The organism is Pantoea sp. GM_Pan_3 (genome assembly GCF_026541045.1).
Classification (GTDB): domain Bacteria; phylum Pseudomonadota; class Gammaproteobacteria; order Enterobacterales; family Enterobacteriaceae; genus Pantoea; species Pantoea anthophila.
The window spans coordinates 409,959-433,747 of the sequence record NZ_JALNVA010000003.1 but is presented as its reverse complement, the minus strand read 5'-3'; the positions used below and the strand labels follow the sequence as shown (position 1 = coordinate 433,747).

Below are 23,789 nucleotides of genomic sequence, written 5' to 3'. Positions count from 1 at the left end.
GGCGATATGATTGAGTTCCTGCGGTTCCCGGTAAAGCTGACCTTTGCGCTGGTGTTAGCACTGATGGTCGGCTTTCACTTCAACCTCGAAACGCCGCGCTGGGCGGTGATGACTGCCGGTATTGTGGCGGGCGGCACCGCGTTTGCAGCGGGGGGCGATCCCTATTCGGGGGCGCTTCGCTACCGTGGCGTTTTGCGTATTATCGGGACCTTTATCGGCTGTATCGCCGCGCTGACTATCATGATCGCCACCGTTCGTGCGCCGGTTGTGATGCTGCTGCTGTGCTGCATCTGGGCAGGGCTCTGCGTCTGGCTCTCTTCGCTGATCAAAGTTGAAAACTCTTACGCACTGGGACTGGCGGGCTACACCGCGCTGATTATCGTGGTGACCGCTGACGCCAGCGGCGGTCTGACCCTGGTGCCGCAATATGCGGTCGAGCGCTGCAGTGAAATCGTGCTCGGCATTCTGTGTGCCATTCTGGCCGACATGATCTTCTCACCACGCTCGATCAAAAAAGTGATCGACGCGGAGGTCGACTCGCTGCTGGTGGCGCACTATCAGCTGCTGCAGCTCTGCGTCGCCCACGGTGACAAAGAGGAGGTCGATAAAGCCTGGAGCGCGCTGGTCCGGCGCACCACCGCCCTTAACAGCATGCGCAGCCAGCTGATGATGGAGTCGTCACGCTGGAAGAACAGTAACCGCCGGCTGCAGATGCTTAATACCCTGTCGCTGACCCTGATTACGCAGGCAGCCGAAACCTTTCTGATCCAGAATTCGCGTCCGGACTACATCCCCCCTCAGTATCGCCTGATGATTGAGAAGCCCGCCACGACGGTTGACGAGGTGCACAAGCGGATGAAGGTGATGCGGCGGGTGATGGGGGCCAGAGATAAAACGGCCCCGGTGACGCTGAGCAGCTGGGTGGGTGCCGCGACGGAATATCTGCTGCTGCTGAAAGGCATCCGAAGTAACAGCCGGATCACGTCGCTGGAGGAGGAGATCCTGCAGCGCGAGGTGGTGATTCAGGCGCGCTCCGCCGAAACACACCATGCGATGATCAACGGTATCCGCACCTTTGTGGCGACCGCGCTGGGTTCCCTGTTCTGGCTCTACACCGGCTGGACGTCGGGCAGCGGCTGTATGGTCATGCTGGCGGTTATCACTGCGCTGGCGATGCGTATGCCTAATCCACTGATGATGGCAAAAGATTTTCTCTACGGCATGACGGTTGCGGTGCCGCTGGGCGCGCTCTACTTTATGTATGTGCTCCCCTCGACCCAGCAGAGCGCACTGCTGCTCTGCATCGCCATCGGCCTGCTGGGCTTTATCGGTGGCATCTTCATTCAGCGGCGTCAGCTCGGCACACTGGGGGCGCTGATCGGCACGCTTAACGTGCTGGTTCTCGATAATCCGATGCAGTTCCACATCAACGTCTTTCTCGACAATGTGCTCGGCCAGGTCATCGGCTGCTTTGTGGCGATGATGGTTATTCTGCTGATTCGAGACAAATCGAAGGCCCGCACCGGCCGTAAGCTGCTGAACCGCTTTATGTATGCGGCGGTTTCAGCCATGACGACTAATCAGGCGCGTCGGCGTGAAAACCATCTGCCGGCCCTCTATCAGCAACTGTTTCTGCTGCTGAATCTGTTTCCGGGCGATATCAATAAATACCGTATTGCCCTGACGCTGATCATCGGTCATCAGCGGCTGCGTGACGCAGACATCCCGATCAACGCGGATCTCTCTGCTTATCACCGGCAGCTGCGCTATACCGCTGACCGGGTCATCTCTGCCAGCAGCGATGACAAGCGGCGCTACTATTTTGAACGCCTGCTGAAAGAGCTGGACCTCTATCAGGAGAAACTGGTCCATTACGAGGCGCCTGTCAGCGTTACGGAACCGGTAAAACGCCTGGCCTTGATGCTGGATAAGTACCAGAACACGCTCATCCAAATCTGAATCTGGCCGCTGCGATCGGCAGCGGCCTGCGCAATCCCCGCCCGTCACAAAACCTGTCGCTTTTGCCAACTATACTCTTCAGACGCAAGCGTAAAACTGACAGGAGCGAATCAATGACATCACTGCAACAGAGCGAGCTGTTTCAGACCGGCTATCTGGCAGACGGCCAGTGGCACCCGGCGGCATCCACCTTTGATGTAACCAATCCGGCAACCGGCGAGGTCATTGCGCAGGTCGCCAAAGCGGGCAAGGCTGAAACGGAACAGGCGATTGCCGCAGCAGAACGCGCCTTTCCCGCCTGGCGTGCGCAGACGGCAAAAGCGCGTGCTGAGATTCTCACTCGCTGGTACCAGCTCATCATTGAGAACAAACGCTGGCTGGCCGAACTGATGACGACGGAACAGGGCAAGCCGCTTAAAGAGGCGGAGGGCGAAGTGGAGTATGCCGCCAGTTTTATCCAGTGGTTTGCCGAACAGGCGAAGCGAGCCAATGGCGAGATCATTCCGCCCGCCAAAGCGGGTTCCCGCATCCTGGCCACCCGTGAACCGATTGGCGTTGTGGCCGCCATCACACCGTGGAACTTCCCGATGGCGATGCTGACCCGCAAGCTGGGGCCCGCACTGGCCGCAGGCTGTACCGGGATCATTAAACCCGCTAATAACACGCCACTCTCCGCCTTTGCCCTGCTGGCCCTGGCGAAACAGGCTGGCGTCCCGGATGGCGTGCTGAACGCCGTAGCGGGTGACACCCATGCCATCAGCGACGCCATTATGGCCAGCAAAGCGGTGCGGAAGATCTCGTTCACCGGTTCAACCCAGGTGGGCAAGCTGCTGATGCGCAATGCCGCCGAAACCATGAAGAAAGTTTCTATGGAGCTGGGCGGTAACGCGCCTTACATCGTCTTTGACGATGCCGACATCGATGCCGCCGTACAGGGTGCTATTGCGAACAAATTCCGCAATGCGGGTCAGGTGTGCGTCAGTGTGAACCGTTTCTACATCCACAACAGTGTTTACGATCGTTTCACCACGCAGCTGGCCGCAGAGGTGAACAAGCTTAAGGTGGGTAATGGTCTGGACGAGGGCGTGATTGTCGGGCCATTGATTGAAGCGTCGGCGGTGGAGAAAGTGGAGCAGCACGTCAATGACGCGCTGGCAAAAGGTGGCAAACTGCTGGCAGGCGGCGAGCGCCATGCGCTGGGCGGCAACTTCTGGCAGCCAACCGTAATCGCCGAAGCACACGAAGGGATGCAGCTCGCGCAGGAAGAGACCTTTGGCCCGGTTGCCGCCTGCTTCCGCTTCGATGATGAAGATGAGGTGATCCGCCGCGCTAATGATACGCCATTTGGCCTGGCCGCCTACTTCTACACGCAGAATCTGCAGCGGGTGTTCCGCGTCTCAGCGGCGCTGGAAAGTGGCATGATCGGCATTAACGAATGTGCCGTTTCAACCGAGCTGGCACCCTTTGGCGGCGTCAAAGAGTCGGGTCTGGGCCGTGAGGGGTCGGTACTCGGCATGGAAGAGTATCTGGAGGTCAAAGCGCTGCATCTGGGCGGTTTGGGCTAGCAGAAGGGCACGGGCGGCGAAGGTCGCCCGCAGACGGAGCATGGGAGCCGTCAGCATGAAAACCGAGCGTTTTGATTTTAATGAAATTGTCGACCAGGCCCATTTTTTCCGCCAGTTCAGCGAGCGATTCGCGCTGGATGAGCGTCGCATCTGCGATTTGGATGGGTTATGGGATGTGGTGACGGAGGATCTGCTCCCGATGCCGCTGGAGATTGAGTTCATCAATCTGGGCAGAGGACAGCGACGGCGTTATGGGGCCCTGATTTTACTCTTTGATGAAGCTGAAGAGGAGCTGGAAGGTCAGCTTCACTTTAACGTCAGATGAAAAAAGGCCCCGGCGAGCGGGGCCAAAGGGTTCGTCATGATAGTGACGAGGAATTACTTATAAAGCTGTGCGGTGATGTGGTAGTTATCACCGGTGCGCGCCTCGATCACTTTATAGGCGCTGGCACCCTGTTCATCGGCTTTCTGAGACAGTTCAGCGCGATAATCCATCGGTGCGCCCGCAGTACCACTGATGGTTACGGTGCCCGCAGGCTGCAGGTTCTGCGTCTGATCGCCGGTTACCAGCTGCGCGGCGGAAGCGCCGAACGCCATAACGGAAAGCAGACTGACTGTAGCGATGGTTGTTTTGATGTTCATGTTCGTCTCCTCATTACATTCAACAACCTGCGGTTAATCATTGGTGCGGGTCGTCGATATTTTCAACGCCATAAGGCGTCATCACAGTGAATTATTTATACAGCTCAGCGGTCACATGCCAGGTGTTGTCCTGGTTGTTTTCGATGATGCGATAGTGGCTTGCGCCCTGCGCATCCGCTTTCTCCGACAGAACCTGACGGATATGCGTCTGGTCGCCGTTACGGCCCGCAATGCTGATGGTCTGGTTCATTGACTGCAAACCCTGCGCCTGTTCATTGGAAACCAGGCTGGCGGCACTGGCACCTGCTGAAAACAGGGCGATGCTCAGTGCAGCGATGGCAAGTTTGGTTTTCATTTTCTGCTCTCCTGAAATTCTGCTTACGCTCTCCGGCACGCGGCTTATCGCGTCAGACGGAGTGAGGCGACGCCTTAGTTATAGAGCGCGGCGGTCGCATGGTAATTGCCGTTGTTGTAAGCCTCGATGACGCGATAGGCTTTTGCGCCCTGCTGATCGGCTTTGTCGCTCAGTTTCTGTCGGATATCCATCGGTGAGCCCGCTACGCCGCTGACACTGATGGTGCCGACAGCCTGCAGATCCTGTGCCTGAGAGGCGCTGATAGATTCTGCTGCCACAGCACCGAATGACAGGGCAGAGAGCACGCTAAGAGCAGCGATGGTAGTTTTTACGTTCATGAAATTTTCCTCGTCGTCTGTTTTTATCTTTTTAGTTAGTGTGATTTGCATCACGAAAAGAAGTATAGGACTAATAACGTCAGAAATTAATACCGCGCTAATAATGTTTTTTTGTGATTCTTTATCCTTATGGCTACTTTTAATAACCGGACGTTATAAAAACAGGGTGAAAAATGAGCTTTGAGCGTGTTTTAACAGCAGAAACAAGGGGATAAATGACTTTAACGTTTCGTGCGAAAGAAGGTGGTATATCGGGCTGGTGTTTGATCTGGATCCGGGCAATGCGGCCGGATTAGTGATGTAAAGCAGTGTAAAATAGCGCAGAAGGTGAAGCAGACGACGCTATCTGACCACCAGCCTGCTGCCTGAAAACGGGGGCAAGCCTCGCAGAACGGCAGTCACGAGAGGAGCGCGTAACGGGAAGAGGAGAAGCGCAAACCGCAGAGAAAGCGCGGGCAGAGAGATGAACTGACGACCAGGCGCAGGATGGCCGGCCGCCAGTCAGCGATCAGAGTTCCTGTTCAAACAGGTTGAGGATCGCGCTATGCAGTTGCTTGACCGTGAAGTCACGCGCACGGGTAATAAAGATGGTGTCATCCCCGGCAATGGTGCCAAGAATTCCTTCCGACTTTCCTAATGAATCCAGCAGGCGTGCAATCAGCTGTGCTGCGCCCGGACTGGTGTGAATGACCACCAGCGCATCGTTGTAGTCGATATCCAGCACCAGGTTTTTTAACGGGCTGGTGGTCGTCGGCACACCCAGTTCGGCAGGCAGGCAATAGACCATTTCCATTTTGGCATTACGGGTGCGCACTGCGCCAAACTTGGTCAGCATCCGCGAGACTTTGGACTGGTTGATATTTTCAAAGCCCTCATCCTGAAGCGCCTGAACAATTTCGCCCTGGGAACTGAATTTTTCTTCTTTTAATAAGGCCTTGAAAGCCTTGATCAGATCGTCTTGTTTCGATGGGTTTCGCATAGGTTACCAATAAATAGAAAGAATAACCGCGCATCCGCCCGCGGCAGAGTGGTGATTATGCATTTAAATGCATTTTTATGCAATCGGTCGATTGATGAGCAGGGTTCGGGCGGCTAGCGGGCGGCGATAATAGCAAATAAATCCCTTCAGACCAAAACCCCTGTCACAGCCCCGAAAGGCGAAGGTTGCAAAGTTGTTATACTATTGGTGGTGTAGTAACAGAAAACGAACATAGCCGTTCTCTGTCTGACGACGGCACGGTTGTCGGTCATTCAGGCGACATGATAAGTAACTTTTGAATCCGGCGATTAAGTGTGAAAACACGTAGAATTAACAGCGGATTATCATTTTCGCCTGAGCAGTTGATTAAGGTCTGACACAGATAGAATTTCGGCCCATCTCTGCCCCACCTTAATAAGGAGTCAAGAATGAAAGTTGCCGTTCTCGGTGCCGCTGGCGGCATAGGCCAGGCGCTCGCACTTCTGCTCAAAACCCAGCTTCCGGCAGGTTCAGCACTCTCACTGTATGACATCGCCCCGGTGACACCGGGTGTTGCCGTTGATCTCAGCCATATTCCCACTGCCGTCACTATTGAAGGGTTCAGCGGAGAAGACGCGACGCCAGCCCTGAAAGGTGCCGACGTGGTCCTGATTTCAGCAGGTGTCGCACGCAAACCCGGTATGGATCGTGCGGACCTGTTTAATGTTAACGCCGGTATCGTCCGTAACCTGATTGAACAGGTGGCGGCAACCGCGCCAAAAGCCCTGATCGGGGTGATCACTAACCCCGTCAACACTACCGTTGCTATCGCGGCGGAAGTGCTGAAAAAGCATGGTGTCTACGATAAGAACCGTCTGTTTGGCGTCACCACGCTGGATATCATTCGCGCCAATACTTTTGTCGCGGCGCTGAAAGGCAAGCAGCCTGACCAGGTTGAAGTGCCGGTGATTGGCGGCCACTCTGGCGTGACCATTCTGCCGCTGCTCTCTCAGGTCAAAGGAGTGAGCTTCAGCGATCAGGAGGTGGCGGATCTGACCAAACGTATTCAGAACGCCGGCACCGAGGTCGTGGAAGCCAAAGCCGGTGGCGGTTCGGCCACGCTGTCGATGGGGCAGGCAGCTGCGCGTTTCGGGCTGTCACTGGTACGCGCGCTGAATGGCGAAGCGAACGTGGTGGAGTGTGCCTATGTGGAAGGTGAGGGCGAACATGCGCGCTTCTTCTCACAGCCGCTGCTGCTGGGTAAAAACGGGATTGCTGAACGCAAGCCTATCGGTACACTCAGTGCGTATGAGCAGCAGGCGCTGTCAGGCATGCTGGAAACCCTGAAGAAAGATATCGAACAGGGAGAGGCGTTCGTTAAGCAGTAGCAGACGTCACTGACTGAAAACGCCCGGCTTTGGCCGGGCGTTTTGTTTGTGACAAATTCGGGTTCATCTGGCTGTGAGAGGGTGCCTGCGCGGGGAACACGGTCAGATCGGAAAGACGCAAAAGCCGTCATCCATGACACGCTCGGCCCGCACCATCCCTGGTGCGGGACGCTTTCCTCTTCTGACCGTGTTCCCCTCGCTTCAGGTTTATTCGTCGCGGTTAAATTCACCCTGCGCACACTTTATCAGCTTAACTTCACATTCCCCCGACTCTGCCAGGCATGCTCTCTTACAGGCCACCTGATTTATAGGCACGGGCCGCCGGTGTCCCGTTACTGGCAGGCAGCTTCTTACCCAGGGTCTCCATGCGCATCTGGAACGGCGGGAACGGCATCTCAATACCGTGCTGCTCAAATCCGCGCAGGATGAGCTGATGCAGCTCGTGACGCAGGGGCATACGATGTCCCATCTCCGCGGCATGCACCCGGAGTTCAAACAGCTGAATCCCCTGCTGCAAATCGACGAGGAAGGCTTCCGGCTGCGGTGTATCCAGCACATAACTGCAGCGTTCCGCCGCCTGCGTCAGGATGGTGGTGACCTGTTCGCTGCTCACTTTGGCCGGGGCCGGGATGGTAAGCACCACACGCGTAACGGAATCGGAGAGCGACCAGTTAATAAACTGTTCGGTGATAAAGGCCTTGTTCGGCACGATAATCTCTTTGCGGTCCCAGTCGGTAATGGTGGTGGCACGGGTGTTAATCCGCGTAATGCTGCCGGTCAGGTCGCGAATCGTCACGGTGTCGCCAATACGAATCGGTTTTTCAAACAGGATGATCAGGCCTGAGATAAAGTTGGCAAAAATCTCCTGCAAACCAAACCCCAGTCCCACACCTAATGCGGCAACCAGCCACTGCAGCTTCGACCACTCGATGCCGATCATGGAGAAACCAATGAGTCCGCCAATCAGCAGCAGCAGATATTTGGTCAGTGTGGTGATGGCGTAGCCGGTGCCCGGCGTCAGATTAAGATGCTGTAACAGCGCCAGCTCAAGCAGGGCTGGCATGTTGCGCACCAGCTGAGTCGTGATGATAAACACCAGAATGGCAATCAGCACCGACCCCAGGGTAATCGGCTGAATCGACTCCACGCCCTGCACGGAGGTACTGACATCCCACAGCTGGATATTCTCCAGGAAGCCGAAGGCCGAGTGAATTTCAGACCACAGGACAATCACCGAGACCAGGGCGATCAATGTCAGAAGGGATCGCACCAGCCGCAGCGACTGCGCACTGATCGCATCCAGGTCGATCACCGGCTCCTCGACTTCAATCGCGTCGGTGTTCTGGGTGCCTTGCTCTTTCTCTTCTTCACTGCGCGCCCGGTTCGCCAGCATATCGGCACGGCGCTGACGGGCGCGATCAAAGCCCAGACGCCGCCGCTGAATCAGCATCCAGCGGCGAATGATGTGATAGATGACCAGCAGCAGGAACCAGATAGCGACTGAGGTTTCCAGACGGGCCAGCAGCGCCTGCGCAGTCGCCAGATACCCTACGGCAGAGGCGAGGGCTGCCATCAGCGGCATGGCGATCATCATGTTCCAGAGCATCCGGTTCACTATGTTATCGCCGTTTCCCTCTTTATCGAGATAGAGCGGGATGCCGGAACGCTTCAGGCTGACGGTGACGATGCTGATGGCCCCGCAGATCAGGATGAAACAGAGGCGGCCCAGCGATGCTGAGAACTTCCGGTCTTCAAGATTACCAAAGGCGATAAGCAACATGATCAGCGGCACAATCAGCCCGATACTCAGCGAGTAGTAGCGCATGGCGCGCGCGACCCGGTTCTGCGGCCAGCGGAAATGGACGATGAACAGTCCGTTGGGGCGGGCAAAGGCGGCGCTGATCATGAATGCCCACAGCAGCGGCAGCGTGGCGGTAATGCCATCACCAATCGCCACTGCGATAGGGTAGGGCCAGGCGTTCTGCAGGCCATACCCCAGCGTACCCCACAACACCGGCAGCGGCAGCGCCACCAGAATCGACCAGAACACGGTGCGGATGGTCAGACGAAAGCGATCCTGTGTCACTTTGCCGACTTTGCTGGCAGAACGATCCAGAAAAGCATTGAAGTGGCGGCGCGAACTGATACTGAAGCCAACCAGCAGCAGCGCACCAATAATTGGCAGCACCGTGTTGCGACTGGTAAACATCATTGCTATCGCTTTCCCAAGCTGACCCAGCGTATCCAGCGACAGCAGTCGGGAAAGATCTCTCGCCAGGTCCAGCGGATAGCTCAGCCCAATCGGGCTGACGTCGGCGGTCCAGAAGAGATAGCGGTGCGTCGCATCTTTGACTTCACTGAGCGCATCCTGAAGCTGAGTATTGCCGACCTTCAGCTTGGTGATCTCCAGAATCAGCGTGTCACAGCCGGAGATCAGCGAATTGAGCAGTTCACGCTGGGTGCGGAGTTGCGCATCGAGGATACGCTTCTGCTCGGCGGTAAAGGGCTGACCATTGGCCTGATGCCCCTTACGCAGGGTTTCCTGCTGCGCCATCAGATCTTCGTAGTAGAGACGCTGCACGCGAAGTTGCGCCATCTCGCTGTCAATCTGCTGGGACTTTGGCATCTCGGGCAGTCGCGCAACCTGTGCCCGCAGCGCTTCACCCAGCAGGTTAGAGGCACCCAGCCACTGCGACTGCTCACGCAGCGTCGAGAGAGCCTGACGAACCTGAATGATCTGGTTAGTGGCGAGACGCTGTTGCGACGCGACCAGATCCATCCGCTGCGCCTGCTGATTCAGAGCGACAGAGAGTTCACGGTTAACCCGGAACTGATCGCTGATGTCCTGCGGCAAATCACCGCTGTTTTCTGCCAGCTGCTCGGTGCGGGCCAGCGCAACTTCGGCTTCGCGTTGCCGCTGGTCATTGAGTTGATTGCGCAGCGCCTGCAGGTAGTTATCCAGCTGCGTTGCTTTACGCTGATGGGCTTCCGCCCGCATCCGCGCCAGTTCCTGACGGTTATTGGCAGAGAGTTGTGCCAGGTCAAGCTCATCGACGAGTGCTTTATTCGCCGCATTTTCCGCCTGGCGAGCCGCCAGCTGAAGCTGCCCCTGCGGTGAGCTGCTGTTGCTGGCACTCTGCAGACGACGCTCACTCTCCGTCATCGCCCGGCGGGCATCCGTCTGCTGCTGCGGCAGTTGCGACAGCGAATCACTGATTTCCCGCGCCCGATCCTGCTCCTGGCGCGCCTGCCGCCCCTCTTCCAGAAGCTGACTGCTGACCTGCAGGATCTCCTGATCCAGTTCGGCGCTGCTCATATTACTGCGCACTGTTTTTCCGCTGTCGCTGAGCGTGGCGATCTGCTGACGCAACTCCCGCGCCAGACGCGGAAAATCATCAATGACCTGCTGATACTGCGCTGCGCGCTCCAGGGAGTCATCACGTTCAGAGAGGAAATTCAGGGCGGCTTCAATCGACTGGATCTGCTCTGCCTGCGCGGGCGAGCTTTTGGCCGATTTTATCTCTTCCAGCTGCTGTTTGAGCTGGCTGGCGTCAGGAAGGCTGGCCGCAAAGGCCGGGCTGCTGAGCCAGAGGCTCAGCAGCAGAAGGAGAATCGAACGCACGGAGGACACTCAATTTAGTCGACGATGACGTCGGAGAGGTCTGTCGCGACCGGCAGCGCCAGGGCCAGCGGTTGTCCCAGACGGGTTTTACTTTCCGCTTCCAGGCTTTCAGCCAGTTTAACGCGGCCCGGTGCGAACAGGTTGATGACGGTAGAGCCGAGTTTGAAGCGACCCATCTCCTGACCTTTCAGCAGGACCACGGCGCCTTCATCATCCGCTGCCGGATAGTGCCAGCGCTTAATTACGCCTTCACGCGGTGGCGTAATCGTGCCTGCCCAGACGGTTTCGATACTGCCAACAATGGTGGCGCCCACCAGGATCTGCACCATCGGCCCGATATCGGTTTCAAAGTAGCAGATGACGCGTTCGTTACGGGCGAACAGATTCGGGATGTTACGCGCGGTCAGCGGATTGACCGAGTAGAGATCGCCAGGCACATAGATCATCTCACGCAGGATACCGTTGCACGGCATATGAACGCGGTGATAATCACGCGGGGCCAGATAGGTCGTGACGAATTCGCCCTCCACAAACCGGGCCGCCATTCGCTCATCACCCGCCAGCAGTGCTTCAAGCGAGTAGTGATGACCTTTGGCCTGGAAAATCTGGTCACCGTCGATGTGGCCGAGCTGGCTGATAGCGCCATCTGCGGGCAGGGCGATCAGGCTGGCGTCAGCATCCACCGGACGCGCATCCTCTTTCAGCGGACGCACGAAAAAGTCATTAAACGTCCGATAGCTGGCGGTGTCGGGCTTTCGTGCTTCCGCCATGTCGACTTTGTAAAACCAGACAAAGATGTCAATGACCAGTTTGGTCAACCAACCACCGCGGCGACTGGCGCCCCAACCGGCGAGTTCAGTCAGCCATTTCTTCGGGAGAATATGATTCAAGCCGAGTTTTAAACGATCAAACACCTTAGCCTCCTGGCTATTTTATGACGTTGAAAAAAAGGAAGCGGATTGTAGCAGTGCCCCGTTCTGATGGCGACTATACCTGATTCCGCGCATGCTGCACGGTCTGGGTCGCCTAATGGAAGGCACCTCGCAAAATCTTCTGGTCAGACCGGATCACGCGGTTATACCGGTTAACTCTCACCGTCAGGGAAATTTTTACGCGTTTTTACCTGCGCCATGCTCTCCAGGATACGGTGGTAGTTGTCGAAACGGGAGCGATGAATTTTACCGGCTTCCACCGCTTCGCGAATCGCACAGCCCGGGTCGCTGCCATGTTTGCAGTCGCGGAATTTGCATGCACCCAGGAAGGCGCGAAATTCGACAAATCCGCGGGTAATCTGTTCCGGCTCCAGGTGCCATAAGCCGAACTCGCGCACGCCGGGTGAGTCGATAACATCCCCGCCGTGCGGGAAGTGATAGAGCCGTGAGGCGGTGGTGGTGTGCTGACCTAAGCCGGAGCCGTCTGACACCTCGTTGGTCAGAATCGCGAGCTGCTCTTCTTTGTCGAAGCCGAGCAGGGCGTTCAGCAGGCTCGACTTGCCGACGCCGGACTGACCGGCAAAGATACTGACGCGATCGGTTAAGGCGGCTTCGAGATCGTCCAGGCCATTTTTCGCCCGGCTGGAGACCATCACTACGCGATAGCCAATCGCACGGTAGATATCCATCTGCTCATCGACCACGGCGCGTGCGCGCTCATCCAGCAGATCGGTTTTGTTGAGGACCAGTAGCGGCTCGATCTCCAGGGTCTCGCTGGCCACCAGATAGCGATCGATGATGTTAAGCGACAGCTCCGGCAGGATCGCAGAGACAATAATGATCTGATCGATGTTGGCCGCCATCGGCTTCACACCGTCATAAAAATCGGGACGGGTCAGCACACTGGTGCGTTCATGCACCGCTTCCACAATCCCTTTGCCGCCGCTGGTTGCCGGACGCCACAGCACCCGATCGCCGGTCACCAGCGAACGGATCGTGCGGCGGATATTGCAGCGGTGGGCAACGCCTGCGCTATCCTCAACGTCAGCGTGCATGCCGAAACGGCTGACAACAACCCCATCTGCGGCTTCCCCAAACAGGTTGTCGTCCGCTTCCGGGCGCTCTTTACGCTGATTGAGACGGCGATCGTGGTTAGCGCTTACGCGGCGTTGTTGGCCCTTCGACAGTTTATTTTTACTCACTCACCCTCACAGCATTAGCCAGATTTCGCCCGGCTGGGCAAAACGTCTATGATACACCTTATTCATTGTGAATGACGACTATAGCAACCGCAGGAAACAGCATGGCTACTGGAAATGAACAGAACCTGATCTGGATTGATCTTGAGATGACCGGGCTTGATCCGGCTCACGACCGTATTATTGAGATTGCGACCCTGGTGACTGATGCCAACCTGAACATTCTGGCGGAAGGGCCGGTTATCGCGGTTCATCAGTCTGACGCGCAGCTGGCGCTGATGGATGAGTGGAATGTCCGCACCCACACCAACAGCGGTCTGGTTGAGCGGGTGAAGGCGAGCACGATTGACGATCGCGCGGCGGAGCTGGCTACCCTGGAATTTCTGAAGCAGTGGGTGCCGGCGAACACCTCGCCTATCTGCGGCAACAGCATCGGGCAGGATCGGCGCTTCCTGTTTAAGTACATGCCTGAGCTGGAGGCGTACTTCCACTATCGCTATCTGGATGTCAGCACCCTGAAAGAGCTGGCCCGCCGCTGGAAACCCTCTATCCTGCCAGGCTTCAAAAAAGGCGGCACACACCAGGCGCTGGATGATATCCGCGAGTCAGTGGCGGAGCTCGCTTACTACCGCGAACACTTTTTGCAGCTTTAATCCGCGAAGGGTGCGCATGAAATCGCCAGGTTGCCTATTTAATCGGCAAACGCGCTGAAAACGAAAAATTCTGCTTTCAGACGCTTGCAGCAGCAACGATTTCTCGTATAATGCGCACCCCGTACCGGTGAAGAATTTAGTGACGGTACAAGGCGCGGGAATAGCTCAGTTGGTAGAGCACGACCTTGCCAAGGTCGGGGTCGCGAGTTCGAGTCTCGTTTCCCGCTCCAGTTTTAATCAGCAGTACCCTCTTTGCGGGAATAGCTCAGTTGGTAGAGCACGACCTTGCCAAGGTCGGGGTCGCGAGTTCGAGTCTCGTTTCCCGCTCCAGTTTTGTTTAGCAGTGCCCTTCTATGCGGGAATAGCTCAGTTGGTAGAGCACGACCTTGCCAAGGTCGGGGTCGCGAGTTCGAGTCTCGTTTCCCGCTCCAGATTTAACATCAACCTCATTGTGATCAGTTATCCGACGGTTTATCGTCGTCTGATTTTGATTGTCAGCCTAAGGTTATCCACAGCACGGCACCCCATCGTCTGCGCCTTTTACGGCGATCTGTAAAATGTTTCTGAACAGAGTTATCCACAGCTTTATCGTTAAAACGAAGCGGTAGACTCATTATTAAATAAACACAACTTTTTCTTAAGTTATTGATATTTATGATTATGAGGATATTTCAATTTGTTATTCCAGCGTGAAACGCCCGTTATTGCAGTTGAATGACAACAGCTTTTTATTTTTATTCACAGCGTGTGGAAAACGATAAACTGCCGGCTGGCTGGTTAATCACGCATCACGGGGTAAACCTTTTTCAATGGCACGCACCAGACGTTTCTGCTGAGCAGGCTGTACGTCCACGACGAGTTGCTGGCGTTTCTGCTGCTGACAGGCGACCGCCCACAGAATATGTTCATCCAGCAGTTCACTCTCTCCGAGCCGCTGTTCCAGTACTGGCACAATATCCGCTGACCAGGGCGCATTACCCAGCGCTACCGCAATATTACGCAGCCAGCGCAAATGACCAATCCGTCGAATCGCCGAGCCTTCGGTGATACGCAAAAATTTCGCCTCATCCCACTGAAACAGATCGATAAGCTCCGGTGCATGCAGGGCCGCGCGGGGAGAGAAGTCACTTTCATCGCTGAGTTGCCCGTAACGATTCCACGGACAGATCAACTGGCAGTCATCACAGCCATAAATCCGGTTGCCCATCAGCGGGCGAAACGCTTCCGGGATCGCCCCTTCCAGCTCGATAGTAAGATAGGAAATACAGCGCCGGGCATCCACGACGTAAGGCTCAACGATAGCGCTGGTCGGGCAGATGGTCATGCAGGCGACACAGCGGCCACACTGCTCCTGCTGCGGCGTATCAATCGGCAGGGGTATATCGATCAGCAGCTCGCCGAGGAAAAACCACGAGCCAGCTTCACGATTCAGAATCAGCGAATGTTTGCCGGTCCACCCCAGTCCTGCTTTAGCTGCCAGCGGTCGCTCAAGCAGCGGGGCCGAGTCCACAAAGGGCCGGAAGTTAAGCTCGCTGCAATGCTGCTGGATCATTTCTCCGAGCTTTTTCAGGCGATTGCGTAATACTTTGTGGTAATCGCGGCCTAATGCATAACGGCTGACATAGCCCAGTCGGGGATTTTTCAGCGTGCTGGCAAAGGCGGCTTTGGCCGGAAGGTAGTTCATGCGAACGCTGATGACGCGCAGCGTGCCGGGAAGCAGTTCATGCGGACGCGCCCGCATCATGCCATGTCGCGCCATCCACTCCATCTCGCCATGATACTGCTTCTCCAGCCACGCCTGCAGGCGCGGCTCTTCCGCACTGAGATCGGTATCGGTGATGCCGACCTGCTGAAAGCCGAGATCTAATCCCCACTGTTTAATCTGTTGTGCAAACTGATGAAGATCGAGAGGGTATGACATGAGTGACCAGGATTCGAAGAGAAACGACCGCAGTTTACCATATTCTGTCTGGCCTGCGCAGGCGGTGGCGCAGCTTGAGCAGCAGGGAGCCGATGCCCTTGGCATTACCCTCTATGAACTGATGCTGCGCGCCGGGCAGGCCGCCTATGAGCATCTGAACCGGCACTGGCCTGACGCCCGCCACTGGCTGATTTTGTGCGGCCACGGTAACAATGGCGGGGATGGCTATGTGCTGGCCCGACTGGGACAGGCCGCGGGTAAAACCATCACGCTGCTGGCGTGTGACAGTGAAAAAGCGTTACCGGAAGAGGCGCAGCGCGCCCGGGACGCCTGGCTGGATGCGGGCGGCGAGATCCATGCGGCTGGTGCGGCCTGGCCAGAGCAGGTGGATGTGATTGTCGATGCGCTGCTGGGCACCGGCACACAGCGCGCGCCTGCGGAACCCTATGCCACGCTGATTCAGCAGGCAAACGCCCACGCGGCACCGATCCTCGCCATCGACATGCCCTCCGGCTTATCCGCGCGAAACGGCACGACGCCCGGTGAGGTGATTAACGCCACACATACCCTGAGCGTCGTGGCGCTGAAGCCAGGCCAGCTTACCGGCAAAGCCCGCGACGTTATCGGCACGCTCTATTATGCCGACCTTGGCCTGGCGACGTTTCTCGCGGGAGAAACCGCGCCGATGGCGCGTTATGATGCCAGCGCACTGACCCGCTGGCTCAAGCCGCGCAAACCCACCTCGCATAAAGGCAACCATGGCCGTCTGCTGGTCGTCGGAGGCGATGCCGGAACGGCCGGGGCAGTGCGCATGACGGCTGAGGCCGCGTTGCGCACCGGCAGTGGGTTGGTGCGAGTACTCACTCACAAAGATAACATTATCCCGATTCTGACAGCCCGCCCCGAAGTGATGGTCGATGAACTGTCCGATGAACGCCTGAAAGAGGCGCTGGAGTGGGCCGATGTCATCGCGGTCGGGCCTGGATTAGGACAGCGCGAGTGGGGTAAGCAGGCGCTGAAAGCAGTGGCAGGCAGTGAAAAGCCGATGCTTTGGGACGCAGATGCACTTAACCTGCTGGCAATCAGTGCGGAGAAACGTCAGAATCGCATCATTACGCCGCATCCTGGCGAAGCGGCACGTTTGCTTAATATCAAGACCAGTGAAATTGAGAGTGACCGCTTACATGCAGCGCAGAGACTGGCGCAGCAATATGGTGGCGTAGTGGTACTGAAAGGTGCCGGTACGATTATTGCCAGCGAGCAGGGCGAAATGGCCTTTGCTGATGTGGGCAATGCCGGTATGGCCTCCGGCGGTATGGGCGACCTGTTGAGTGGCATCATCGCCTCGCTGATGGGTCAGCAACTGCCGCTGTTCGGGGCGGCCTGCGCTGGCTGCGTGGCGCATGGTGCCGCAGCCGATGCGGTGGCGGCACAACGCGGCACGCGCGGTATGCTGGCAACAGATTTACTGGATCTACTGTGGCAGTTTGTTAATCCTGAGATGAATAAAGAAGCATGAAGACCTGTGTTATCTCTTTGCCCGATGAGGCGGCTACGCTCAGTTTGGGCGCTCAGCTGGCGCGCGCCTGTGGCAGCGCGGCAGTGATTTATCTCTATGGCGATCTGGGGGCGGGTAAAACCACCTTCAGCCGCGGCTTTCTTCAGGCGCTCGGCCATCAGGGCAACGTTAAAAGCCCTACTTACACTCTGGTGGAGCCTTATGCGCTGGGTGATCGCACCCTTTATCATTTCGACCTCTACCGCCTGGCCGATCCCGAAGAGCTGGAGTTCATGGGGATCCGCGACTATTTCAGCGGCGAGGCAATCTGTCTGGTCGAATGGCCGCAGCAGGGCGCTGGTTTTCTGCCGTCGCCCGATGTCACACTGACGCTGCGCTATGTGGGTGAGGCGCGGGAAGTGGAGCTGACGGCACAATCCGCAGCCGGACAGCAATGGATTGAACACGTTGATCAGGGCAGGGATCAGGCATGATGTCACGGATGAAAATCGCGCTGGTGACACTGCTGCTGCTGGTCTGTACGCCGCTGTTTGCCGCCACGTTGTCCGATATTAAAGTGGCTAACGGCGACAGCCAGGCCACCATTACCCTGAACTTTGCCGGACAGCCTGTTTACGGCTTCTTCCCGCTGCGCAATCCCGATCGTGTGGTGCTTGATGTGCGCCAGAGCGGCGTGGTTCAGGGACTGCCGCTGAACTTCAGCGGGGAAAATATCGTAAAGCGGATTCGGACAAGTACCCCGAAAGATAAACAGAGCGTGCGGCTGGTGTTTGAGCTGACGCAGGCAGGGAAAACCCGTGCGGTTACCCAGCGCAATGGCAACAGCTACAGCGTGGTCTTCACGATTACCGGTAAAGCGCCGGCGGTGACGCGCAGCGCACCCGCTCCGGTGACAGCCCCGTCGCGAGCGCCCGTCCAGAGTGCCGCTGCCAATCCATTTAACGCCAATCCGGTTACCTCAGTGAGCAGTTCTGCCAGCACGGTACGCCCTGGCGCGGCGGTCAGCCACAATGACACGGTGATTGTGGCGATTGACGCCGGGCATGGCGGTCAGGACCCGGGCGCCATCGGACAGCGCGGGCTGCAGGAGAAGAACGTCACTATCGCGATTGCACGTAAACTGCGGGTGCTGCTGAACAACGATCCGATGTTCAAAGGCGTTCTGACCCGCGATGGTGACTATTTTATCTCGGTGATGGGCCGTTCTGACGTGGCGCGTAAAGCCAATGCGAACGTGCTGGTGTCAATCCATGCGGATGCGGCGCCGAGCCACGCAGCCACCGGTGCATCGGTCTGGGTCTTATCCAACCGCCGTGCCAATAACGAGATGGCTAACTGGCTGGAGCAGAAAGAGAAACAGTCTGAGCTGCTGGGCGGCGCAGGCGACCTGCTGGCTAACAGCCAGGCGGATCCCTACCTCAGCCAGGCGGTGCTGGACCTGCAGTTTGGTCACTCGCAGCGCGTCGGATATGACATCGCGCAGAAAGTGTTGCAGCAGCTGCGCGGCGTCACCTCGCTGCATAAACGGCTGCCTGAACATGCCAGCCTGGGCGTGCTGCGTTCACCTGACATTCCTTCTCTGCTGGTGGAAACCGGCTTCATCAGTAATTCCTCGGAGGAGCGACTGCTTGGCAGTAGCGCACACCAGGATAAGATTGCGCAGTCGATCTACAAAGGTCTGCGCACTTATTTCCTGGCGCACCCGCTGCAATCCATCCCAAAGGAGGAAAACCGGCCGCTGGGCTCGTCGCCGGCGGTTAGCGTCGCCAGCAACCCGGCGACCGGGGTGACGCAATATACGGGGGCAACGCAGCGTCATACGGTGACGCGCGGTGAGACGCTTTCCGGTATTGCCGCGAAGTATGGCGTCAGCATGGCGACGCTGCGTGAGCTGAATACGCTGAAGCGGGATGTGGTCTGGGTCGGACAGCGGCTGAAGGTGCCCGCCACTGCCACGGCCAGCCGCACGACCCGCGCCCGGGGTGTTGTGCGGCACAAAGTGGTCGTCGGGGATTCCCTGACCGGTATCGCCGCACACTATGGCGTCAGTCCGAAAGCGATAATGCAGACCAACAATCTGAAGTCGACCAACGTAATGTTGGGGCAGAACCTGAAAATCCCTGCATCCTGATTGTTCGCCCGGCCACGCGCCGGGCTGTCAGCCAAAAGGATATCCACCATGCCGATACAAATTTTACCGCCTCAGCTGGCAAACCAGATTGCGGCGGGGGAAGTGGTTGAGCGTCCTGCATCGGTTGTAAAAGAGCTGGTGGAAAACAGCCTTGATGCTGGCGCAACGCGCATTGACGTTGATATTGAAAAAGGGGGCGCAAAGCTTATCCGCATCCGTGACAACGGTTGCGGCATCGTGAAAAGCGAACTCTCGATGGCGCTCGCCCGGCACGCTACCAGTAAAATTGCCTCGCTGGATGACCTGGAGGCGATCATGAGTCTGGGGTTCCGGGGCGAAGCGCTGGCCAGTATCAGTTCGGTCTCCCGCCTGACCTTAACCTCGCGTACTGCCGATCAGACCGAAGCCTGGCAGGCTTATGCCGAAGGGCGTGAGATGGCGGTGACGGTCAAGCCGGCTGCGCACCCCTGCGGCACCACGCTGGAAGTGCTGGACCTGTTTTATAACACCCCCGCGCGGCGCAGATTCATGCGCACCGAGAAAACCGAATTTGGTCACATTGACGAGGTGATTCGTCGTATTGCGCTGGCGCGGTTTGATGTCGCCTTTTCACTCAGCCACAACGGCAAAATGATGCGCCAGTATCGGGCCGTCAGCGAGGAGAGTCAGCGCGAACGGCGGCTGGCCGCCATCTGTGGCACCACCTTTATGCAGCATGCGCTGCGCATCGACTGGCAACATGACGATCTTTCGCTGCGCGGCTGGGTCGCCGATCCGGCCGGGTCGCGTCAGGTCAGCGAGCTGCAATATTGCTACGTCAATGGCCGCATGATGCGTGACAGGCTGATCAACCACGCTATCCGCCAGGCTTTTCAGGACCAGCTGCAGGATGAGCAGCAACCCGCTTACGTGCTCTATCTGGAGATCGATCCGCATCAGGTGGATGTCAACGTCCATCCGGCCAAACATGAAGTGCGGTTTCATCAGTCACGTCTGGTGCATGACTTTATTTATCAGGGCGTGGTCAGCGCGCTTCAGGCGGTTGCCGCACCAGCGCTGCCCGCGCTGAAAGCAGAAGAACCGGCCCCACGCTGGCAGCCGGAGAATCGTCAGGCCGCCGGGGGCAACCATTTTGCCCAGCCTGCGACCTCCGCCAGTGAGAACCGACCGGCCGCGCCCGCCCCCGCATGGCAAAACAAAGAGAACGTCTATCGTCAGCGTGAAGGCGCGGTTTATCAGCAGCTGCTGAAAACGCCTGCCGCCAGTGCGGCGGCGCCTGAAGCCCGCGAACCGGCTGCGCGGCGTCAGCCGGAGAAAGCCACGCCGCTGGCGGCCCATGCGCAGAGTTTTGGCCGGGTGCTGACCGTCCTGCAGAACCACTATGCGCTGCTGGAACAGGACCAGAAACTGTTCCTGATGGCGCTGCCGGTCGCGGCGCGCTGGCTGAAGCAGGCGCAGCTCGAACCGGGTGAAGAGGGGCTTAAACCGCAGCCCCTTCTGATTCCGGTGCGCCTGAAAATGGCGCGGGAGGAGTGTCAGGCCGCCAAAGAAAACAGCAGTCTGCTCAGTCAGATGGGTATCGATCTGCAGCCTGACGGTGACCACGTGACCCTGCGTGCAGTGCCTTTACCGTTACGAACACAAAATTTACAAATCTTGATTCCTGAACTGTTAGGCTATCTCGCCCGGCAGCAGGAGAACTCTGCGACGCAACTGGCCCAGTGGCTGGCACGGCGTCAGGATGCAGCGTCCTCCGACTGGAATCACTCACAGGCGATCAACCTGCTGGCAGAGCTCGAACGGCTCTGCCCACAGCTACTGAAATCGCCACCTTCAGGCTTGTTACAGCCCTTAGAGATTGAGAGCGCGATTAACGCGTTGAAGCATGAGTGAACTGAACCAGGCTGGCCGGCCAAAGGCGATTTTTTTGATGGGACCCACTGCATCGGGTAAAACCGCATTAGCCATTGAACTGCGCAGGCAGTTACCGGTGGAACTAATCAGCGTCGATTCTGCCTTAATCTATCGTCAGATGGATATTGGTACGGCAAAACCGTCGGCTGAGGAGTTAGCAGTGGCCCCCCATCGTCTGCTCGACATCCGCGATCCCGCAGAAGCCTATTCGGCTGCGGAGTTCCGGCGCGATGCTTTAGCAGAAATGGCGGATATCGTTCAGGCTGGACGAATTCCGTTGCTTGTTGGTGGAACCATGCTCTACTTCAAGGCGTTACTTGAAGGATTGTCGCCGTTGCCCTCGGCCGATCCTGACGTTCGTCAGCAGATAGAGCAAACGGCGCGTGAAAAAGGCTGGGAAGCTTTGCACCGCCAGCTGTGTGAGATCGACCCGGTTGCTGGTAGTCGTATTCATCCGAATGATCCGCAGAGACTTTCGCGAGCACTGGAAGTTTTTTTTATTTCGGGTAAAACTTTAACGGAACTGACAAAAACCTCCGGTGAAGCGTTACCCTACGACGTGCATCAGTTTGCCATCGCCCCCGCGAGCCGCGAACTGCTGCACCAGCGCATCGCGTTACGTTTTGAGCAGATGTTGGCGTCAGGATTTGAAGCGGAGGCTCGGGCCCTGTTTGCACGAGGTGATTTGCATACGGACATGCCTTCCATTCGTTGTGTTGGCTATCGTCAGATGTGGTCTTATTTATCAGGCGAAATCGATTACAGCGAGATGGTTTATCGGGGAATTTGCGCAACCCGGCAGCTCGCTAAGAGACAGATGACCTGGTTACGTGGCTGGGAAAACGTTCACTGGCTTGACAGTGACGAGCCCCGGCTGGCGCGTGATACGGTGTTACAGGTTCTTAGTGCGAAGCATGGGTGATTGTGTACAATTGATGAGTTATCGTGCGCAAATTTTTACGCAGTTTTTTTCAGAACCATAGGTTCTACGAGCAACAAACAACAAGCATATAAGGAAAAGATAGAATGGCTAAGGGGCAATCATTACAAGACCCGTTTTTGAACGCACTGCGTCGTGAACGTGTTCCGGTTTCGATTTATCTGGTTAACGGTATTAAGCTGCAGGGTCAGATTGAGTCATTTGATCAGTTCGTCATTTTGTTGAAAAACACGGTAAGTCAGATGGTTTATAAACATGCCATTTCTACCGTTGTTCCTTCACGCCCGGTTTCTCACCATAGCAATAATACCGGTGGCGGCAGCAACAATTATCATCATGGTGGCAGCAACACATCTGCGCAGCCACAGCCACAACAAGACGGTGATAACGCAGAGTAACGCGTCGCCGTACAGCCAGGATCGGAGAACAGTGGTTTTCCGTCCTGGTCTTTTATTTTAGCGAGGTTATAGCTTGTTTGACCGTTATGATGCCGGTGAGCAGGCCGTACTGGTACACATCTGGTTCTCCCAAGACAAAGAAGTAGAAGATCTGCAGGAGTTTGAAACCCTGGTCTCTTCTGCTGGCGTTGAGGCGCTGCAAGTGGTAACTGGCAGCCGTAAAGCGCCACACCCCAAGTATTTTGTCGGTGAAGGAAAAGCCGTTGAAATTGCCGATGCGGTAAAAACAACAGGAGCATCGGTCGTCTTATTCGATCATGCCCTTACGCCCGCTCAGGAAAGAAACCTCGAGCGCCTGTGCGAATGCCGGGTCATTGATCGCACCGGTTTAATTCTGGATATCTTTGCCCAACGGGCACGCACCCACGAAGGTAAATTGCAGGTCGAGCTGGCACAGCTTCGCCATCTCGCCACACGTCTGGTGCGCGGCTGGACCCACCTTGAACGCCAGAAGGGCGGGATTGGTTTGCGGGGTCCGGGTGAAACCCAGTTAGAAACAGACCGCCGTCTGTTACGCGGACGCATCAGCCAGATTCTGTCTCGCCTTGAGCGGGTTGAAAAGCAGCGCGAACAGGGGCGTCAGTCACGTGCCAAAGCGGATGTGCCGACCGTTTCGCTGGTGGGGTATACCAACGCCGGCAAATCGACCCTCTTTAATGCCATGACCTCGGCCAACGTCTTTGCCGCAGACCAGCTGTTTGCGACGCTCGACCCTACGCTGCGCCGTCTGAATGTGGCTGATGTCGGGGAAGTCGTGCTGGCGGACACGGTCGGGTTTATTCGCCATCTTCCTCACGACCTGGTTGCCGCGTTTAAAGCCACGCTGCAGGAGACACGCCAGGCGACGCTGCTGCTGCACGTGGTTGATGGCGCCGATCTTCGCGTCACCGATAATATGGCTGCCGTCGATGCCGTCCTCGAAGAAATTGAAGCGGATGAGATCCCGACGTTACTGGTGATGAATAAAATCGATATGCTCGACGGATTTGAGCCGCGTATCGATCGCAACGAAGAGAATCTGCCTATTCGTGTCTGGCTCTCTGCCCAGACCGGTGCAGGCCTTCCGTTGCTCTGGCAGGCGCTCTCTGAGCGGCTGTCCGGGGAGATTGCTCAGCATGCATTACGTCTGCCACCGGAAGCGGGGCGACTTCGCAGTCGCTTCTATCAGTTGCAGGCGATTGAGAAAGAGTGGAATGAAGAAGACGGCAGTGTAGGATTGCAGATACGTATGCCCATTATTGAATGGATGCGTTTATGTAAGCAGGAACCGTCGCTGACCAGTTACATTGTTTGAT

The 23,789-nt window shown here is 57.0% G+C and carries 20 protein-coding genes and 3 tRNA genes; 15 read left to right on the top strand and 8 right to left on the bottom strand.

Annotated features, from left to right (window positions below; translation table 11 throughout):
- Positions 1 to 6 precede the first annotated feature (6 nt).
- The 3 genes from aaeB to OXR04_RS12540 all read left to right on the top strand — a co-directional run bounded on the left by aaeB (position 7) and on the right by OXR04_RS12540 (position 3,849).
- On the top strand, positions 7 to 1,959 hold the full coding sequence (gene aaeB, locus OXR04_RS12550; protein WP_046102620.1) for a p-hydroxybenzoic acid efflux pump subunit AaeB: 1,953 nt from the start codon (positions 7 to 9) through the stop codon (positions 1,957 to 1,959).
- A 113-nt stretch (positions 1,960 to 2,072) separates the two neighbouring features.
- The gene (locus OXR04_RS12545) at positions 2,073 to 3,524 is read left to right on the top strand and encodes an NAD-dependent succinate-semialdehyde dehydrogenase (RefSeq protein ID WP_267369882.1); all 1,452 of its coding nucleotides are present in this window, start codon (positions 2,073 to 2,075) and stop codon (positions 3,522 to 3,524) included.
- A 55-nt stretch (positions 3,525 to 3,579) separates the two neighbouring features.
- Positions 3,580 to 3,849, top strand: a complete 270-nt coding sequence (locus OXR04_RS12540) for a hypothetical protein (RefSeq protein ID WP_267369883.1) — start codon at positions 3,580 to 3,582, stop codon at positions 3,847 to 3,849.
- Positions 3,850 to 3,902: 53 nt separating this feature from the next.
- Here the strand turns inward: OXR04_RS12540 and yhcN (OXR04_RS12535) are convergent, their stop codons facing one another.
- The 4 genes from yhcN (OXR04_RS12535) to argR form a co-directional block, all read right to left on the bottom strand.
- Positions 3,903 to 4,166: a peroxide/acid stress response protein YhcN gene (gene yhcN / locus OXR04_RS12535; protein WP_009087490.1), complete on the bottom strand. Its 264-nt coding sequence runs from the start codon at positions 4,164 to 4,166 to the stop codon at positions 3,903 to 3,905.
- A gap of 91 nt (positions 4,167 to 4,257) precedes the next feature.
- Positions 4,258 to 4,521, bottom strand: coding sequence for a YdgH/BhsA/McbA-like domain containing protein (locus tag OXR04_RS12530; RefSeq protein ID WP_009087488.1), 264 nt, complete (start codon positions 4,519 to 4,521; stop codon positions 4,258 to 4,260).
- Positions 4,522 to 4,595: 74 nt separating this feature from the next.
- Complete coding sequence (yhcN, locus tag OXR04_RS12525; RefSeq protein ID WP_058956518.1) at positions 4,596 to 4,859, bottom strand: peroxide/acid stress response protein YhcN; 264 nt, start codon at positions 4,857 to 4,859, stop codon at positions 4,596 to 4,598.
- A 508-nt stretch (positions 4,860 to 5,367) separates the two neighbouring features.
- A complete protein-coding gene (gene argR, locus OXR04_RS12520) occupies positions 5,368 to 5,838 on the bottom strand; it encodes a transcriptional regulator ArgR (protein WP_009087485.1) in 471 nt (156 codons plus the stop codon).
- Between the two features lie 428 nt (positions 5,839 to 6,266).
- On the opposite strand from argR, the gene mdh reads away from it, so the two are divergent.
- Positions 6,267 to 7,205: a malate dehydrogenase gene (gene mdh / locus OXR04_RS12515; RefSeq protein ID WP_009087483.1), complete on the top strand. Its 939-nt coding sequence runs from the start codon at positions 6,267 to 6,269 to the stop codon at positions 7,203 to 7,205.
- A 289-nt stretch (positions 7,206 to 7,494) separates the two neighbouring features.
- Here the strand turns inward: mdh and mscM are convergent, their stop codons facing one another.
- The 3 genes from mscM to rsgA all read right to left on the bottom strand — a co-directional run bounded on the left by mscM (position 7,495) and on the right by rsgA (position 12,961).
- Positions 7,495 to 10,827: a miniconductance mechanosensitive channel MscM gene (gene mscM / locus OXR04_RS12510; RefSeq protein WP_046102617.1), complete on the bottom strand. Its 3,333-nt coding sequence runs from the start codon at positions 10,825 to 10,827 to the stop codon at positions 7,495 to 7,497.
- A 14-nt stretch (positions 10,828 to 10,841) separates the two neighbouring features.
- Complete coding sequence (gene asd / locus OXR04_RS12505; RefSeq protein WP_009087480.1) at positions 10,842 to 11,741, bottom strand: archaetidylserine decarboxylase; 900 nt, start codon at positions 11,739 to 11,741, stop codon at positions 10,842 to 10,844.
- Between the two features lie 170 nt (positions 11,742 to 11,911).
- Positions 11,912 to 12,961, bottom strand: coding sequence for a small ribosomal subunit biogenesis GTPase RsgA (gene rsgA, locus OXR04_RS12500; RefSeq protein ID WP_009087478.1), 1,050 nt, complete (start codon positions 12,959 to 12,961; stop codon positions 11,912 to 11,914).
- 101 nt (positions 12,962 to 13,062) lie between these two features.
- On the opposite strand from rsgA, the gene orn reads away from it, so the two are divergent.
- The 4 genes from orn (at position 13,063) to OXR04_RS12480 (ending at position 14,042) form a co-directional block, all read left to right on the top strand.
- Positions 13,063 to 13,611, top strand: a complete 549-nt coding sequence (gene orn / locus OXR04_RS12495; RefSeq protein WP_009087476.1) for an oligoribonuclease — start codon at positions 13,063 to 13,065, stop codon at positions 13,609 to 13,611.
- Between the two features lie 154 nt (positions 13,612 to 13,765).
- Positions 13,766 to 13,841: transfer RNA gene (locus OXR04_RS12490), tRNA-Gly, on the top strand.
- 24 nt (positions 13,842 to 13,865) lie between these two features.
- A tRNA-Gly gene (locus OXR04_RS12485) sits at positions 13,866 to 13,941 on the top strand.
- Between the two features lie 25 nt (positions 13,942 to 13,966).
- Positions 13,967 to 14,042, top strand: a tRNA-Gly gene (locus OXR04_RS12480).
- A 350-nt stretch (positions 14,043 to 14,392) separates the two neighbouring features.
- On the opposite strand, the gene queG is transcribed toward OXR04_RS12480, so the two are convergent.
- Positions 14,393 to 15,532 (bottom strand): tRNA epoxyqueuosine(34) reductase QueG, encoded by a 1,140-nt coding sequence (queG, locus tag OXR04_RS12475; protein WP_009087474.1) that lies wholly within the window; start codon positions 15,530 to 15,532, stop codon positions 14,393 to 14,395.
- Here queG and nnr point away from each other — a divergent pair.
- The 7 genes from nnr (at position 15,531) to hflX (ending at position 23,788) form a co-directional block, all read left to right on the top strand.
- Positions 15,531 to 17,051 (top strand): bifunctional ADP-dependent NAD(P)H-hydrate dehydratase/NAD(P)H-hydrate epimerase, encoded by a 1,521-nt coding sequence (nnr, locus tag OXR04_RS12470; RefSeq protein WP_267369884.1) that lies wholly within the window; start codon positions 15,531 to 15,533, stop codon positions 17,049 to 17,051. The genes queG and nnr overlap by 2 nt on opposite strands.
- Positions 17,048 to 17,524, top strand: a complete 477-nt coding sequence (tsaE, locus tag OXR04_RS12465) for a tRNA (adenosine(37)-N6)-threonylcarbamoyltransferase complex ATPase subunit type 1 TsaE (RefSeq protein ID WP_267369885.1) — start codon at positions 17,048 to 17,050, stop codon at positions 17,522 to 17,524. The genes nnr and tsaE overlap by 4 nt, the downstream gene beginning before the upstream one ends.
- Positions 17,521 to 19,182 carry an N-acetylmuramoyl-L-alanine amidase AmiB gene (gene amiB / locus OXR04_RS12460; RefSeq protein ID WP_267369886.1) on the top strand — a complete coding sequence of 554 codons (1,662 nt, stop codon included), beginning with the start codon at positions 17,521 to 17,523 and terminating at the stop codon, positions 19,180 to 19,182. The genes tsaE and amiB overlap by 4 nt, the downstream gene beginning before the upstream one ends.
- A gap of 48 nt (positions 19,183 to 19,230) precedes the next feature.
- Complete coding sequence (gene mutL, locus OXR04_RS12455; RefSeq protein WP_267369887.1) at positions 19,231 to 21,075, top strand: DNA mismatch repair endonuclease MutL; 1,845 nt, start codon at positions 19,231 to 19,233, stop codon at positions 21,073 to 21,075.
- The gene (miaA, locus tag OXR04_RS12450) at positions 21,068 to 22,018 is read left to right on the top strand and encodes a tRNA (adenosine(37)-N6)-dimethylallyltransferase MiaA (RefSeq protein ID WP_046102612.1); all 951 of its coding nucleotides are present in this window, start codon (positions 21,068 to 21,070) and stop codon (positions 22,016 to 22,018) included. Before mutL ends, miaA begins: the two co-directional genes overlap by 8 nt.
- Before the next feature lie 104 nt (positions 22,019 to 22,122).
- Entirely contained in the window at positions 22,123 to 22,434 is a 312-nt protein-coding gene (gene hfq, locus OXR04_RS12445; protein WP_009087468.1) for an RNA chaperone Hfq, read from the top strand.
- A gap of 73 nt (positions 22,435 to 22,507) precedes the next feature.
- Positions 22,508 to 23,788 (top strand): ribosome rescue GTPase HflX, encoded by a 1,281-nt coding sequence (gene hflX, locus OXR04_RS12440; RefSeq protein WP_046102611.1) that lies wholly within the window; start codon positions 22,508 to 22,510, stop codon positions 23,786 to 23,788.
- Position 23,789 lies beyond the last annotated feature (1 nt).

Excerpts from the sequence above, each read along its gene's own strand:
- yhcN (WP_009087490.1), bottom strand. The coding sequence starts at position 4,166 with ATGAACATCAAAACAACCATCGCTACAGTCAGTCTGCTTTCCGTTATG.
- aaeB (WP_046102620.1), top strand. The coding sequence starts at position 7 with ATGATTGAGTTCCTGCGGTTCCCGGTAAAGCTGACCTTTGCGCTGGTG.
- OXR04_RS12545 (WP_267369882.1), top strand. The coding sequence starts at position 2,073 with ATGACATCACTGCAACAGAGCGAGCTGTTTCAGACCGGCTATCTGGCA.
- miaA (WP_046102612.1), top strand. The coding sequence starts at position 21,068 with ATGAGTGAACTGAACCAGGCTGGCCGGCCAAAGGCGATTTTTTTGATG.
- mdh (WP_009087483.1), top strand. The coding sequence starts at position 6,267 with ATGAAAGTTGCCGTTCTCGGTGCCGCTGGCGGCATAGGCCAGGCGCTC.
- yhcN (WP_058956518.1), bottom strand. The coding sequence starts at position 4,859 with ATGAACGTAAAAACTACCATCGCTGCTCTTAGCGTGCTCTCTGCCCTG.
- tsaE (WP_267369885.1), top strand. The coding sequence starts at position 17,048 with ATGAAGACCTGTGTTATCTCTTTGCCCGATGAGGCGGCTACGCTCAGT.
- OXR04_RS12540 (WP_267369883.1), top strand. The coding sequence starts at position 3,580 with ATGAAAACCGAGCGTTTTGATTTTAATGAAATTGTCGACCAGGCCCAT.
- mutL (WP_267369887.1), top strand. The coding sequence starts at position 19,231 with ATGCCGATACAAATTTTACCGCCTCAGCTGGCAAACCAGATTGCGGCG.
- amiB (WP_267369886.1), top strand. The coding sequence starts at position 17,521 with ATGATGTCACGGATGAAAATCGCGCTGGTGACACTGCTGCTGCTGGTC.
- hfq (WP_009087468.1), top strand. The coding sequence starts at position 22,123 with ATGGCTAAGGGGCAATCATTACAAGACCCGTTTTTGAACGCACTGCGT.
- argR (WP_009087485.1), bottom strand. The coding sequence starts at position 5,838 with ATGCGAAACCCATCGAAACAAGACGATCTGATCAAGGCTTTCAAGGCC.
- orn (WP_009087476.1), top strand. The coding sequence starts at position 13,063 with ATGGCTACTGGAAATGAACAGAACCTGATCTGGATTGATCTTGAGATG.
- queG (WP_009087474.1), bottom strand. The coding sequence starts at position 15,532 with ATGTCATACCCTCTCGATCTTCATCAGTTTGCACAACAGATTAAACAG.
- OXR04_RS12530 (WP_009087488.1), bottom strand. The coding sequence starts at position 4,521 with ATGAAAACCAAACTTGCCATCGCTGCACTGAGCATCGCCCTGTTTTCA.
- nnr (WP_267369884.1), top strand. The coding sequence starts at position 15,531 with ATGAGTGACCAGGATTCGAAGAGAAACGACCGCAGTTTACCATATTCT.